Below are 15,130 nucleotides of genomic sequence, written 5' to 3' on the forward strand. Positions count from 1 at the left end.
GGGGTTCGTTGTAGAGGTGCTCCTTGATCTGGTATTCCAGCACCTGGCGCTTTTCCTCCACCACCAAGATCTCGTCGAGACCCCGCGCGAACTCGACCACGCAGGTCGGCTCCAGCGGCCAGACCACACCGATCTTCAGCAGCCGCAGGCCCAGCGCCTGCGCCGCCGCTTCATCCAGGCCAAGCAGCGACAAGGCCTCGCGCACATCCAGGTAGCTCTTGCCGGTGGTGCAGATCCCCAGACGGGCCTCGGGGGCCACCCAGTCTTGGCGGTTGAGCTTGTTCAGCCGCACGTATTCGAGCAGGGCATACAGGCGCTCGCGCTGCAGCCGGTTCTCCTGCTCCAGCGGAGGGTCTGGCCAGCGTATCGAAAAACCGTCAGCGGGGATCGGATAGGACTGGGGAATCTGGATCTCGACCGACATCGGGTCGATGTCGAAAGACGACGAAGATTCGACCGTGTCGCTGATCACTTTGAAGCCCACCCAGCACCCCGAATAGCGCGACATGGCGTAACCGTGAAGTCCGAATTCGATGAACTCATTCACACCCGACGGGTGCAGCACCGGGATCATGGCGGCGATGAATGCGTGCTCGCTCTGGTGCGGCAGGCTGGATGACTTGCACGCATGGTCGTCCCCCGCCACCAGCAAGACGCCCCCGTGTTGGGCACCGCCCGCGATGTTGCCGTGTTTGAAAACGTCACCGCTGCGGTCCACGCCCGGTCCCTTTCCATACCAGAGGGCAAACACACCATCGACCCGCGCCTTCGGGTCCAGGCTCACCATCTGCGTGCCCCAGACCGATGTGGCCGCCAGCTCTTCGTTCAGCCCGGGTTGAAAGCGCACCTTGTGCTGTTCCAGCAGCGTCCGGTTCTTCCAGAGTTCCTGATCGACCGCGCCCAGTGGGGAGCCGCGGTAGCCGGAGACAAAGCCTTCTGTGTTGAGACCGGCGGCCTCGTCTCGGGCCTTCTGCGCCAGCAGCAAGCGAACCAGCGCTTGCGTGCCGTTCATGTAGACCCGGCCGGCGGGCAGCTCGTATTTGTCGGAGAGGGCAACGGAATGGGTCATGCGTGGGTTTCTGCCGCTCGCGCAGCACATTTAGTTGTACAGATATTTATATTTTGTTCATAATAAATGGCATAGTCGAATTCAATTTTTGAACTTCACATATTGGCTTTCCCAATGTCTGCCGGCCTTCCCGCCCTGCCCCGCTTCACGCTGCGCCAGCTGCACTACTTTGTGGCCGTGGCCCGCTGCGGGCAAATCTCGGCTGCAGCCGCTGAGATCGGCCTGTCGCAGTCGGCCATGACCCTGGCCATCGCCGACCTGGAACAAGCCATGGGCACGGCATTGCTGGAGCGAGGGCGGCAGGGCGTCACCCTCACCCTGCAGGGGCAAAGCTTCATGCAGCACGCCGAATCCGTCCTGCGCATGGCCAACGAGGCCGCTCAATTTCCCTTTCGCGGACGCGACCTCGAAGGCCAGCTGGATCTGGCTGCCACCTACACCGTCCTGGGCTACTTCCTGCTGCCCGCCCTCGCCCGCTTTCGCGAGCTGTACCCGCGCATCGAACTCTCACTGGTGGAGCTGCCGCGCAAGGACATCGAAGGCAGGCTGGTGAGTGGACAGCTGGACATGGGCGCGGTTCTGCTGTCCAACCTGGAAGCGCCCGAGCGCTTGGAAACCCGGGTACTGGGGCGGTCCCGACGCCAGCTCTGGATGGCCGCGAACCATGATTTGGCGGGCCGTGGCAGCGTGAGTTTTGAGGAATTGGCGACGCTCCCCTACATCCTGCCCACGGTGGATGAAGGTGACCGAAATGCGCTCCGCTACTGGGCCGACGCCGGGCACACTCCCCGCAAGGTCATACGGACCTCTTCCATGGAAGCGTTGCGGGAGATGGTCGCACTCAATCTGGGGGTGACCATACTGTCAGACATGGTGTTCCGACCCTGGTCCCTGGACGGACGGCGCATCCACGCCGTCCCCATGGACGCACGGCTACCTGTCATGGAAGTCGGACTGGCTTGGTCTTCGAGCACCCCACTCAGCCCTTGTGCGGCAGCACTGGAGCAGTTCCTGGGGCGTTCGTTCGCCAGCGGAATGTTGACGGCGGGAAAACATTAATATGAACAGTTTTATGTTTTTTGCCTACAATGATTAAAGCATCCAGCACAACCAGGAGACAACATGCACATCGATCTGAGCAACAAGCGCGTCATCGTGACGGGCGCTTCGCGCGGCATTGGCCGCGCCATCGCCAAGGCCTTCGCGCAGGAAGGCGCCCGCGTTGCGGTCTGCGCCCGCACACAGGCCGACATCGAGGCGGTGGGCACCGAGCTGGCGGCGACGGCACAGGCCGTCATTGCGCGCGCCGTGGACGTCACCGACACCGCTGGCGTGAAAGCGTTTGTGGATGAGGTTGCAGCCGCCTGGGGCGGCGTGGACGTGTTGATCAACAACGCCGGCCAAGGCCGTGGCGGCAACCTGGACACACTCACGCCCGAGCAGATCCTGGAACACGCCAACGTGCTGCAGATGGGCCACTTCCGCTTCATCCAGGCGGTGGTTCCCCACATGCGCAAACAGCGCTGGGGGCGCATTGTCGAAATCAACGCGCTGGCCGGCACGCAGATCACCCCCGATGGCATTCCGTCCGTGGTGAACCGTGCGGGCTGCATCGCGATGTCGAAGTCCTTGGGCATGTCACTGCCGAAAGACAATATTTTGGTCAACACCCTCAATATGGGCTGGATCGACACCGGGCAGTGGGACCGCCACTACCGCGAAATGCCGGTCGGCACGCCGCGTGAAGAGTTCGATGCCATGGTCCTGAAGGTGGTGCCCCTGGGGCGCTTCGGGAAACCGGAAGATGTGGCCGGCATGGCCTTGTTCCTGTCGAGCGACTACGCCAGTTTCATCAGCGCGGCATCGATCGACATCGCAGGCGGCATGGGTGGGCAGATCGCTTACTACCCCACCCTCAAAAGGGACTTTGGCGCCGCCATGGCGCAGCGCTACCCCACGCAAGACACCCAAGCCTGAGGGTCTTCACATGAGTGAAAAAACACGCCCCCTGGCAGGCAAGGTGGCCGTGATCACGGGCGCATCGTCCGGCATCGGCGAAGCCATTGCCCACGAACTCAGTGCGGCTGGCTGCCGCTTGGTGGTGACCGCGCGCCGTGCCCAACGCTTGCATGCGCTGTGCGCCAGGCTGTCCGGCCCTGCCGTGCCACTGAGCGCAGAGATTGACGATCCAGCCACGGCCCAGGCGTTGCTGGAGACCGCCCATGAAAACTACGGCCGTGCCGACATTCTGATCAACAACGCAGGCATGCTGGTGAGTGGCCCGCTGGAGACCATCGACCTCGATGGACTGATGCAGATGACACGGACCAACTACGACGCCGTTGTGCGGACCTCCTATGTGTTCGCGCGTGCGTTCAAACAGCAGGCCGCTGGCTCCATCATCAATGTGTCCAGCGTGGGTGCCTACCTGAGCCATTCGTCCATGGGGGTGTACGCCGGCTTGAAGCAGGCTGTCGAGGTATTCAGCACAGCCCTTCGCGTTGAGCTCAAGGGCAGCGGTGTTCGCGTGGGCACCATCGCACCCGGTACCACAGACACCGAAATCTTTGATCGGTTGCGGGCCTCAGGTCAACCGGTGCGGGCCGACCAGACCCCTGCATTGCAACCGCTGGATGTGGCGTCTTCCGTTCGCTACATGCTGGAACAGCCGGCGCACGCAAACGTGGCTCGCCTGCTGTTGGTGTCGTCTGCAGAATCGGTCTGAAGACACCGCAACAGCCCTTGAGGAACCGACCGCCAAAGAGGCGGAACCTCTTGAACTGGCGCCCAAGGCGCCAGTTGCAGTTCAATTCCGCTGCTTGTACTGGGCCAGCTGCTCTGGCTCCATGAGCTCTTCGGGTGTGCGCACGCTCGGGCCAAGAATCGGACCCACCACCTCGTGTCCCCAAGTGCTCAGTTTCTCGGGATTGAGCTCAAAACCATCGTCGTGCCAGGGCTCCAGTTCGGTGATGGTTTCAAACGCAAAACCACCCGGAGAGAAATGGTAGAAGGAGGCATGCGGGTCCTGCGAATGCTGGCCGAGCGTCATCATCATCGGGATTGCGCGCTGCTTGACGATGTCGTAGGTTTCACCGACATCGCGCAGGCTGCTCACAAACAGTCCCACGTGCTGGACGCCCATTTTTCCGGGCCCATAACCATACGCAATGTCGTGGCTGGTGTAGCTGTTCAGCTTGGCGCGGTAAAAAGCCGTCTGGCCTTTGCCAGCGCCAGGACCGTAGTAGTGAAAGCCCATCAGCTTGATGAAAAAGTCCTGCAGCTCGGGCGGCCATTCCGGTGTGATCACCACCAGATGACCCAGCCCCCGGACCCCGGCGACGAAGCCCCCGTGAGGACGGCCTGGTATGAAAGAACGGGGCATCCATTTCTGGCCATGAAACATCTCGTGCTGGTAGCCGACCGGATCACGAAAACGACACACACCCTTCACGCCACGCTGTTCACACAGTGCGGCATCACCCATGGTGACCTCCACGCCATGCTCCCGAAACCGGGAGATAGCGGCCTCGAACTCGATCTTCCCCTTCGCCTCCCAACCGATGTAGGCCAAACGGTCGATCTTGCCGGGATGGAAGGCAAACCTGTGGCGCCGATCATCCGTCCGGAAGTACAGCGAATCCGGATCTGAAGCGGGGGATTGCCCGATCTGGAAGCCCATGACCTGGGGTCCGTACTCTCGCCACTCATCGACCTTGGTGGTCTCGAAGCCCAGGTAGCCGATGCCTATGATGTCCATGATGATGTTTTCAAATGAGTGACAAAAGCCGATGCACTCGCACACGAGCCATCAGCAACAGCCAGACATGTCGCGAGAGATCCATGAGATCCCGTCCAAGAACATGATCTGGGCCGAGATGGTTTTTTGTTAAACCTGAGCACCAAGGGTGCTGAAGTCCTGTAAAGGTCAAGGCTGAATTTCTTCGAGGACCAGTGCCTCTGCAGGGCAAGCGGCAGCCCCTTCCTTCGCCTCCTCCTCCAGCCCCCCAGGGATAATCTCGGAGTCGACAAACACCAAACCGTTCTCGTCCAGCTTGTACACCTCAGGGCAGAGCTGTGCGCACAGCCCGTAGCCACAACAACGGCTGCGATCAACAATCACCCGAAACACTGGGGATTTTTCGTTCGAACTCATGATTTTTCCTTTCAATGCGGCAAGTCCACCCCGGACTGCACAGACAACATATGCACATTATTCAGCAATGTGTCACTTTTTATCCTAGGGTTCTCCCTAGAAGACACCCCCCACGCTTATCTCAGGGTGCTGCACAAGATCTGATCCAGAGACGGCTACACATCAAAAACAGGCAGCGCTCCCTACCGCGGGATGATTCATGACTCCATTCAGAATCCATTTCGCCACTTAGAATGGTCGTCGCAGCAATCCTGATCAGATTCTGTGACGCGGCGTTTCTCTGACGCCTTTGTAGCTGTCATCCCTTCAACACGCCCCTGTTCAACATGGAATCCGTAGTGACCGAGGACAAAGCAAAGCCGGGCGGAGACCGAACTTTGGTCGATATCGCCAAAAAAGCAGGCCCTGGCCAGGGCGTGATCGTGAAACCGGTGGTCAACGCCATCGGCATACTCCGATACCTCGCGCACAAAGGGGCACCCGAACGAGCTGCAGACATTGCCAGGCACCTGGAAATCAACCCCAGTACCTGCTTCAACATCCTTCGGACCCTGGTTTCGGAAGACGTGGTCGATTTCAACCCGCTGTCGAAAACGTATTCAGCCGGACTGGGCCTGGCCCGACTGGCCGAGCAACTGGTGACGCAGGGGCAACGCGTGCAGTTGGCGCTGCCATTCATGCGAGAACTCGCCATCGAACGCGGCATCACCGTCACGCTCTGGCGTCGCCTGGGCAATGACAGGATCGTGCTGGTCAGTTCCGAATCCAGTCCCACGGATTTGCACATCTACATGCCGATCGGTCAACGACTCCCCATCCTGATGGGTGCCAGCGGCCGGCTTTTCATTGGACAGATGAACCTGTCGGAAGATGATCTGCGTGCCGAGTTTGCCGGCATTCGATGGGCACGCCCACTTTCGTTCGAAGAGTACCTCGAGCAGGTTCATCTGGCCCAACACTGCGGATGGGCTGTAGACGATGGGTATTTTTCCGAAGGCGTGTTGGCCATCGCAGCGCCAGTCTGCGACTCCGCTCAGAACATCGCCTACACGGTTTCGGCGGTCATGATCCGCAGCCAGCACGGCGACACCGAGGCACGGATCAGGGTACTTGGAGAATCACTGAGGGAATTGGGCAAAAGGCTGGAATCCGTCCTGTTCTGAGAACAGGCTTCCGAAGCGCACACATTGACCTCGATGGTCGATGTTTGGCAGCTTCACGGTTTCAGGATGCGACAAGCTCAACCACGTGAGCCATCACGACGGTGAAACGCGAGAGGCGAGTGCCATCCCGCAATCGCTCTCGGACTTAACGGAATCCTGAAGAGATCACCACCCACAAATCGCCCGAGTGCGAAGGAACGTGTGCGTGCGTGTGGTCGACCTGAATGTTCTGAGGGGTCTCGGTCTCTGAGAAATGCCACAGACCAGCGGCCAACAAGGACAGACCCAGAACCATCGTGAAAGTCAAGGATGCAGCGTGCATTTTTGTCTCCATGGCACAGTCCTCAAGAGGCAGGACGATGGCGATCTCGGGGAATACCGAGTCACTTTTTTTAAAAGTGTACTGATTTGATCCTCGTGCGTCAAAGCAAAATCGACCCTTTCCGGCGCCGTTCACCCAACTCAAGGGTAAACACCGAGGCTCTTGGGTTCACCGGATCTGATGGCCGAACACTGGGGCACAAGCTGACATGGCCCTCAACTGGTGCGCGGCAACTAAAGGTCCACCTCAGGGCCAGTAGTTTCCTGAAATGCCTTGTGGCACTGGCCTGGAGCCAGGCTTGTTTGCAGCGCCCACCAACGCAAGGAGGAGATCGGGGGTGTCTGAAATTCTGTGTGCGCTTATTCAGCTGCTGAACCGCTGCTCCAGCGCTCAGGCCTTGTCAAAGCTCACCCCGTTTGTTGAGCACGTCGTGCACGGAGATGAATTTTCACGGGCTTCAACATTCGCGCCAGCCACCCCCGTCGGACACTCGGGTACTCCCTGCCCGACACGCCCCCTGCAGATGGCCACGAGCCACCCGGAACTCGGGAACTGGCTCCTCAAACCGTTTCTGTTCGGAAATGAAGGCAAACAAGGGTCAACCCTAGTTCTCAGGCTTACACGGCCGCAAGAGAATATCTTTATTCTACATACAGAATAATATTCTTTATACAACATGGGCATGAAATGAAGACAGTCAAAGCCTTTTCCAAGGCGCTCTCACTGGCCTGCGTCCTGCTGGGTGCCGGCGCCACCACTGCCGCCGAGTTTCCGGAAAAAGCCATCAGCATCGTGACGCCTTTCACGGCGGGATCGGCTCCCGATGGCTATACCCGCGCACTGGCCAACGAGTTGTCCAAAGCAGCCAGAGTCCCCGTCATTGTCGAGAACCGTCCTGGTGGCAGTTCCGGCATTGCCGCACAAAGTGTCGGTTCAGCAAAACCGGATGGATACAGCTTGCTGATTTCGGGAAATGTGGCGTTCACCGGCAACCCGCATGTGATCAAAAACCTGCCCTACGACCCTGTCAACGGCTTCGTACCTCTGACGACACTGTCCAAAGGGCCCATGTACCTGTACGCCAATCCGGACAAGGTCAAGGCGACCTCAGCCAAGGAATTTTTGCAGCAACTCAAAAGCGATCCAGGCAAGTACACGTTCGGGTACACGAGCATCACCAGCCGCTTGCCTGCCGAGGTGCTGCAACAGACCGCGGGTGTGAAGGTGGTGGGTGCTGCTTATCGCAGTGGTGCCTCAATGATGCCGGACCTGATGAGCGGCGTGATTGACTTCATGTTTACCGACTTTTCAGCGTGGACCCATGTCAGCACCGGAAAGCTCAAGTCGCTGGGCGTGACCGATGACGTCCGCAGCCCGTTTGCCCCCAACCTGCCGACCTTCAGGGAAAACGGCATCGAGGGTATGGACATCGGCTTCTGGCTGGCGGCCTACCTCCCGGCCCAGACCCCCCAACCAGTGGTGGAAAAAATGCACGCCCTGCTGGTGCAGGCGAACCAAACGCCGGCGGTGAAGGCCGCCATGAAGGCATCTGGCACGTTCGAATTCGTCCAACCCCTGGGTCAGCTTGAGAAGTACCAAGCAAAAGAACGCGAGCTGTGGGGAAAGATCATCAAAGCCGCAGGCATTCAACCCGAGTAAACACCTGTATGCATCCCAACATCATGAAAAACGCGCTCAAACTTTTCCCCTTGTCCGCCTTCGTTCTGCTGTCCGGCCACGTTCAGGCACAAAGCAGCCTGACCCTGTTTGGCAAGGTTGATGCCGGACTGGTTCGTGCGATTGGTACGGGTACGACCACACTGGGCGAAGGTGCCCAAAGTCGTTTTGGACTGCGTGGCACAGAGGACCTGGGTCAGGGACTGAAAGTGTCGTTCTGGCTGGAGAACCGATTCCGATCCAACACGGGCGCGCTGACCGCCGTTCGCTATTTCCAGGGCCAATCCATCGTGGCGATCGAAGGAGGCTGGGGCAAGGTGTCTCTGGGCCGTGACTACGTCGCTGGGTACACCGAAGTTCAAATCACGCCGGATCCGTTCATCCACACCGGCGTGTCATCCTTCGTTTCGGTCGGCACCGGCGGCATCGGAACCGTCCGAAATGATGGCGCGATCACCTACAAAAGCCAGCTTGGTGCTTTTGGTTTTGCCCTGCAGACGGCCAGTGACGTCAACCCGAACAGCGCAACCTTGCCCGCCGCCAGCACGATCGACCGCCCAGTGAATGGGTACCTCTCCTACCAGGCGGGTCCCGTTTACCTCGGATGGAGCCATGAAAACCCCGGTGGGGCAAACGACAGCTGGAATTTCATCGCAGCAAGGTACGTCCTGGACCGCTGGACGCTCACCGCGGGCTTTGGCTCAGGCAAAGACAATGTGAACAACAAGCGCAAGAGCGCCATGTTGGGAGCTGCGGTCAAGACAAATGCTGGCCGCGTCAAGCTGTCATACGGCCAACTCGAAAACACCACGACCCACACCGATCTGACCAAGAAGTTTGCGATTGGCTACAACCACGATCTGTCCAAACGCACGTTCCTGTATGCCAATCTGGCTCACGACAAAGCGGTTGCCACCAACAGGAGCGGCTTTGATCTCGGACTTCAGCACAACTTTTGACGCTGAACTCTGGCGTTGACTGACCCTCGCCCATCGACCGCTGGTGGGCTGCTCGCACACCCAGTCACATCGGCGGTTCAGCTTTCTCGCCTGCACCGCCCATAAGGAGCACTGGTGCGGAACCGGTTACGTGGGACGCGGTGCTTGACCACAGCCAAGTTCGGTCTGTACACCGGGTGCAGGCGATCACACGATCGCTCCTCCCCACAACTCCGCGTAGTGGTATTCCCTAGTAAATCCGCGTTTTTGACTTTAATATGAACATTTTTATTGATTCTGTTCATTATTTAATCTAGCATCCAGACTTCCACCTCTGGTTCAGCTGCCACTGTGCCGGGCCCCACCGCACCACCCTTTGGAGACAAGATGAAACTCGAAGACCTCATCCTCGTCAGCGTTGACGACCACGCCATCGAACCGCCGAACGCATTCGCTCGCCACATGCCCGCGAAGTACAAGGGACGCGAACCCCATGTTGAAAACCACAAAGGCCGTGACGTCTGGGTGTTCGAAGAAAAGGCCACCGGCTACATGGGTCTGAACTCGGTGGTCGGGCGCCCGAAAGAGGAATACGGCATGGAGCCGTTGGGCTACGAGCAGATGCGCCGCGGTACCTGGGACATCAAAGCCCGTGTCGACGACATGAACGCCAACGGCGTGCTGGGCTCGCTGTGCTTTCCGACCTTCCCCGGCTTCGCCGGACAGCGGTTTCAGAGCTACGACGACCGAGGTGTCTCGCTGGCCGCCATCCAGGCCTACAACGACTGGCACCTGCAGGACTGGTGCAACGCCGCACCCGGCCGCTTCATCCCGCTGATGATGGTGCCTTGGTTCGACATGCAAGCCGCCGCCGCCGAGGTCGCGCGCATGGCCAAGCTGGGTGTGCATGCGGTGACCTTTTCCGACAACCCCACCGTGCATGGATACCCCTCCATCCACAACAGCCACTGGGACCCACTGTGGAAGGCCTGTGCAGACAACGACGTCGTGATCTGCTGCCACATCGGCACCGGCGCAAAAGCGGCCCACGCCTCGGATGAATCGCCGATCGACGCCTGGATCACCTCGATGCCGATCTCGATCGCCAACTCGGCTGCAGACTGGATCTGGGCCCCGATGTGGAAGAAATTCCCCAAGCTGCGCATGGCCCTTTCCGAGGGTGGCATCGGCTGGATTCCCTACCTGCTGGAGCGAGCCGACTTCACACACAACCACCACAACGCCTGGACCAACTCCAACTTCGGCGGCAAGAAGCCCAGCGACATCTTCAACGAGCACATCATCACCTGCTTCATCGAGGATGCGTTTGGTCTGAAGAACCTCGACGCCATCAACGTGGACAAGGTCTGCTGGGAATGCGACTACCCGCACTCCGACTGCACCTGGCCAGAATCTGCCGACGTGTTCTGGAAACAGGCTGGACACCTGAGCGATGAGGTCATCAACAAGATCACGCACCTGAACACGATGCGCGAGTTCTCCTACGACCCCTTCGCCATCCTGGGCCGCGAAAACTGCACCGTCGGCGCGCTGAAAGCACAAGCCAAACACGTCAGCATTGAGCCCGCCTGCGGCATGGGCGGAGCGGCACCGCTTCGTGAACTGGAAAAACCGGTGACCTCTGGCGACATCAACAAGATGTTTGCTGCCGCCGACGCCCAAACCGCTCTGTAAACCGCACCCGGACCCACCCAGCAAACCTGGCATCCCATGGCGCTTGCATCATTTCAATACCACCGCGTACCTGCAGAAGCCGAACCGCTCCGTGCCGATGTCAGGCGTTTTCTGGCTGAGGCGCTGAAGGACCGCAGTGCCCTTCGCCGCGCTGATTCGTGGATGGGCGCCGACCCGGCGTTCAGTCGCGAGCTGGGCCGGCGTGGTTGGCTGGGCATGACACTGCCGCGCGAGTACGGGGGACACGATGCAGGCCCCTGGGCCCGCTACGTCGTGATCGAAGAGTTGCTGGCTGCCGGGGCGCCCGTTTCGGCGCACTGGATCGCCGATCGCCAGAGCGGCCCGTTGATCCTGCGCTACGGAACAGAAGCCCAGCGCCAGAAATACCTGCCGGGCATCTGCCAAGGCGAGGTCTATTTCTGCATTGGCATGAGCGAGCCCAATTCAGGCTCAGACCTCGCCTCGATTCGCAGCCGTGCGATCCGCGATGAATCGGCGGGCGATGGCAGCTGGCGGGTCACGGGCCAGAAGGTCTGGACCACCAACGCCCACCACGCGCAATACATGATCGCCTTGGTGCGCACGGGGGCCCCGACCAGCGAAAAGGCCGCGCGCCACGAGGGCATGTCTCAATTCATCATTGACCTGAAGGCGCCCGGCGTCACGGTGCGCCCGATCCGCGACCTGGCCGGGGGCGAACACTTCAACGAGGTTTACCTCGACAACGTCCGGCTGGACGCCGATGCATTGATCGGCACCGAGGGCCAGGGCTGGGAACAGGTCACCGCGGAGCTCGCCTTCGAGCGCAGCGGACCGGAACGTTTCCTGAGCAGCATTGCCTTATTGCATACCTTGATCGACGCGGTAGGTCCCCAGCCCGATGCCTTGCAGGCCAACGCCGTGGGGCGCCTCTGTGCCCGCCTGGTGGTGCTGCGCCAGATGTCGCTGGCGGTCACAGCCGAGCTGGCCGCAGGCGGCAATCCAGCCTGGGCCGCCTCTTGCCTGAAAGACCTGGGCGCCGCGTTCGAGCAGGAGATTCCCGAACTCGCGCAACAGGTGCTGGACGTAGCACCTGCTGTCGAAGGCGGCAGCGACCACGCGCAGGTGCTGGCGGCCCTGATGCAGATGGCCCCTTCTTTCTCGCTGCGTGGGGGCACACGCGAAATCCTGCGCGGCATCATTGCCCGTGGTCTTGGACTGCGTTGAGAACACACCATGCGCGAACTGTTTGAATCCACCATCGAGCGGCTGCTGGCCGACCTGATCACCCCGGAACTGGTTCGCCGTGGCGAAGCGGGTCAATGGCCCACCGAGCTGTGGGCAGCCATTGAGGAATCGGGGTTTTCCGTGGCCGCAGCGCCGGAGTCCCTGGGTGGTTCTGGTGCCAGCTGGGGCGATCTGTATGGGGTCGTGAAGGCAGCGGGGCGCCACAACCTGCCGCTGCCACTGCCCGAGACCATGCTGGCCAACTGGCTGCTGGGCCAGTGCGGCCTGGAGGCGCGCAACGAGCCGCTGGGCATCGCCATGCGGAGCACGCTGAGCCTGGACCATGCGGCCACCAGCGGGGCCTTCTTCGATGTGCCCTGGATCGCGCCCGCAGACACACGCGTCCACGGCGTGCTGTTCGATGTCCCCTGGGGCCGCGATGTGAACCATGTGGTGGCCGTCATCCCAGGAGAAAGAACCACGCTGGTGGTGCTGGCACGCAGCGATGCGCAGATCAGCACCAAGCGCAACACCGCCGGCGAACCGCGCGACGACCTCAGCTTCAAGAACGCTATTCCCCTGGCCACCGCGAACCTGCCCGGGCACTTGAGCGACGATGTGCTCTGGTGGGGCGGTTCCCTGTTGCGCACGGCCCAAATGGCCGGCGCGCTCGAAGCCACGCTGGACCTGAGCACCCGCTACGCCACGGAGCGCGTGCAGTTCGGAAAACCCATCAGCGCGTTTCAGGCCATCCAGCACCAGCTGGCGCAAATGGCGCAGCAGACGGGCAGCGCCATCGTCAGTGCGGAGGCCGCTTTCGCCGAGTCGGATGAGCAACTGGCGGCCTGGCAGATCGCTGCGGCCAAGGTCTGTGGCGCCGAAGCCGCGGGCGCGGTGGCCGCCATGGCGCATGCGGTGCATGGCGCCATTGGCTTCACCCATGAACACGCACTGCAACTGGGCACCCGCCGCCTCTGGGCATGGCGCAGCGAATTCGGCAACCTGGGTCACTGGGCCCAGCGGCTGGGGCAGGCCGTTGCCCAAGGTGGGGCGGCCTCGCTGTGGCCGGCTGTCACCAGTGGCCAACTGGCCGCCTTGGCCTCATCCCCGATGGACACACCATGAGCCAGCAGACCCCTACCCCTTTCTTGTTGATCAAACGCGACGGCGCCGTGCTGACGGCTCGCCTGAACCGGCCCGAAACCCGTAACGCCCTGACCGATCCGGCGCACATGGATGAACTGGTGGACTTGTGCCGTCAGATCCGCAGCGACCACAGCATCAAGGTGTTGGTGCTGACCGGCGAAGGCAGTGCCTTCTGCGCCGGCGGCAATGTGAAAGACATGCAGCAGCGCGGCGGCATCTTTGCCGGCAGCCCCTACCAGGTGCGAGACAGCTACCGGGACAGCATCCAGCGCATTCCCCTGGCGCTGTACGAGCTCGACGTGCCGGTGATCGCCGCCGTGAACGGCCCGGCCATCGGCGCAGGCCTGGACCTGGCCTGCATGTGCGACATCCGCATCGCGAGCGACAAGGCGCTGTTTGCCGAGAGTTTTGTCAAGGTGGGCATCGTGCCGGGCGATGGTGGTGCCTGGTTGCTGCCGCGTGTGATCGGCATGCCCAAAGCCAGCCTGCTGGCCTTCACCGGTGACACGATCGATGCGGCCAAGGCGCTGGCCTGGGGTTTGGTTGCCGACGTTGTGCCCGCCGACCAGTTGCTGGTTCAAGCGCAAGCGCTGGCCCAGCGCATTGCACTCAATCCATCCCATGCACTGCGTCTGACCAAGCGCCTGTTGCGGGAAGGCCAGCACGTGCGTCTCGACACCTTGCTGGAGCTCTCGGCCGCCTACCAGGCCTTGGCCCACCACACCGAAGACCACCTAGAAGCCGTCAACGCCTTCATGGACAAGCGCCCCGCGCAGTTCACCGGACGTTGATTGCAAGATCCCACAGCCAGGACATTTCCATGCGCCCCGTATTCCGCGAAGACCACGAGCAGTTCCGTGAACAGGCCCGACGCTTCATAGACCGAGAAATCGTGCCCCACCTGCACACCTGGGAGTCTGAAGGCATCGTGCCCAAGAGCCTCTGGATCAAGGCCGGCGAAGCCGGTTTGCTGTGCTCCACGGTGCCCGAGGCCTACGGGGGGGCGGGCGGTGACTTCGGCCATTCCGCCGTGATGATCGAAGAGCTGGCGCGCGTCAACGCCACCGCGGTCGGCTTCACCACGCACTCGGAAATCGTGGCGCCCTACATCGTGGCCTACGGGACCGAAGCCCAAAAACAACGGTGGTTGCCCAAGATGGTCAGCGGCGAGATGGTGGGCGTGATCGCCATGAGCGAACCCGGTGTGGGCAGCGACCTGCGCAGCATGCGCACTGCCGCCGTGCGCAACGCCGACAGCTACACCATCAACGGCCAGAAGACCTTCATCACCAACGGGGGCAATGCGGACCTGGCGGTGACGGCCACCAAGCTGGACCCCGCCGCCAAAGAGCTGACGCTTATCTGCGTCGAGACCGACCAGCCCGGTTTCTCCAAGGGCCGCCTGCTCGAAAAAATCGGCCTGAAGGGCCAGGACACGTCCGAGCTGTTTTTCGACAACGTGTCGGTTCCGCTGGAGAACCGCCTCGGCGAAGAGGGACAGGGCTTCAAGTACCTGACCCACCAGCTGGCCTGGGAACGCACCATCATCGGCATCCGCGCGGCGGCCTCGATCGAATCCCTGATTGACCTGACGGTTCAGTACACGCGCGACCGCAAGGTGTTCGGCAAGACGGTGTTCGACTTTCAGAACACCAAATTCAAGCTCGCCGAATGCAAGGCCCAGGCCACTATGTTGCGCGTGTTCGTCGACGACTGCCTCGCGAAAGCGATGCGAGGCGAACTCAGTGCCGAGGTCGGTGC

General features: G+C 61.1%; 13 protein-coding genes and 1 pseudogene. 11 read left to right on the forward strand and 3 right to left on the reverse strand.

All coding sequences use genetic code 11. The features are described 5' to 3' along the window. Positions 1-1,069: pseudogene (locus tag RMP09_RS03370) on the reverse strand (indolepyruvate ferredoxin oxidoreductase family protein); the annotation flags it as partial. A 114-nt stretch (positions 1,070-1,183) separates the two neighbouring features. On the opposite strand from RMP09_RS03370, the gene RMP09_RS03375 reads away from it, so the two are divergent. From RMP09_RS03375 to RMP09_RS03385, 3 genes are all read left to right on the forward strand, one after another. Next, positions 1,184-2,128, forward strand: a complete 945-nt coding sequence (locus tag RMP09_RS03375; RefSeq protein ID WP_310564597.1) for a LysR family transcriptional regulator — start codon at positions 1,184-1,186, stop codon at positions 2,126-2,128. A gap of 63 nt (positions 2,129-2,191) precedes the next feature. After that, positions 2,192-3,046 (forward strand): SDR family oxidoreductase, encoded by an 855-nt coding sequence (locus RMP09_RS03380; protein ID WP_310564598.1) that lies wholly within the window; start codon positions 2,192-2,194, stop codon positions 3,044-3,046. A gap of 10 nt (positions 3,047-3,056) precedes the next feature. Beyond that, entirely contained in the window at positions 3,057-3,794 is a 738-nt protein-coding gene (locus RMP09_RS03385; RefSeq protein ID WP_310564599.1) for an SDR family oxidoreductase, read from the forward strand. Positions 3,795-3,875: 81 nt separating this feature from the next. On the opposite strand, the gene RMP09_RS03390 is transcribed toward RMP09_RS03385, so the two are convergent. Then, on the reverse strand, positions 3,876-4,826 hold the full coding sequence (locus tag RMP09_RS03390) for a VOC family protein (RefSeq protein WP_310564600.1): 951 nt from the start codon (positions 4,824-4,826) through the stop codon (positions 3,876-3,878). 168 nt (positions 4,827-4,994) lie between these two features. Next, the gene (locus RMP09_RS03395; protein ID WP_310564601.1) at positions 4,995-5,222 is read right to left on the reverse strand and encodes a ferredoxin; all 228 of its coding nucleotides are present in this window, start codon (positions 5,220-5,222) and stop codon (positions 4,995-4,997) included. A 338-nt stretch (positions 5,223-5,560) separates the two neighbouring features. Between RMP09_RS03395 and RMP09_RS03400 the strand changes: the two genes are divergently transcribed. The 8 genes from RMP09_RS03400 to RMP09_RS03435 form a co-directional block, all read left to right on the forward strand. Next, positions 5,561-6,385, forward strand: a complete 825-nt coding sequence (locus RMP09_RS03400) for an IclR family transcriptional regulator (protein ID WP_310564602.1) — start codon at positions 5,561-5,563, stop codon at positions 6,383-6,385. A 1,009-nt stretch (positions 6,386-7,394) separates the two neighbouring features. Continuing rightward, positions 7,395-8,366, forward strand: a complete 972-nt coding sequence (locus RMP09_RS03405) for a tripartite tricarboxylate transporter substrate binding protein (protein ID WP_310564603.1) — start codon at positions 7,395-7,397, stop codon at positions 8,364-8,366. Between the two features lie 8 nt (positions 8,367-8,374). Beyond that, on the forward strand, positions 8,375-9,343 hold the full coding sequence (locus tag RMP09_RS03410) for a porin (protein ID WP_310564604.1): 969 nt from the start codon (positions 8,375-8,377) through the stop codon (positions 9,341-9,343). A 366-nt stretch (positions 9,344-9,709) separates the two neighbouring features. Next, the gene (locus tag RMP09_RS03415; RefSeq protein WP_305335794.1) at positions 9,710-11,017 is read left to right on the forward strand and encodes an amidohydrolase family protein; all 1,308 of its coding nucleotides are present in this window, start codon (positions 9,710-9,712) and stop codon (positions 11,015-11,017) included. A 36-nt stretch (positions 11,018-11,053) separates the two neighbouring features. After that, complete coding sequence (locus tag RMP09_RS03420) at positions 11,054-12,223, forward strand: acyl-CoA dehydrogenase family protein (protein ID WP_310564605.1); 1,170 nt, start codon at positions 11,054-11,056, stop codon at positions 12,221-12,223. A gap of 9 nt (positions 12,224-12,232) precedes the next feature. Continuing rightward, complete coding sequence (locus RMP09_RS03425) at positions 12,233-13,348, forward strand: acyl-CoA dehydrogenase family protein (RefSeq protein WP_310564606.1); 1,116 nt, start codon at positions 12,233-12,235, stop codon at positions 13,346-13,348. Continuing rightward, a complete protein-coding gene (locus tag RMP09_RS03430; protein ID WP_310564607.1) occupies positions 13,345-14,160 on the forward strand; it encodes a crotonase/enoyl-CoA hydratase family protein in 816 nt (271 codons plus the stop codon). Before RMP09_RS03425 ends, RMP09_RS03430 begins: the two co-directional genes overlap by 4 nt. A gap of 29 nt (positions 14,161-14,189) precedes the next feature. Beyond that, a partial coding sequence (locus RMP09_RS03435) for an acyl-CoA dehydrogenase family protein (RefSeq protein WP_310564608.1) occupies positions 14,190-15,130 on the forward strand: 941 nt, incomplete at its 3' end.

The sequence above is a fragment of the Hydrogenophaga sp. genome (genome assembly GCF_031426985.1).
Lineage (GTDB): Bacteria > Pseudomonadota > Gammaproteobacteria > Burkholderiales > Burkholderiaceae_C > Hydrogenophaga.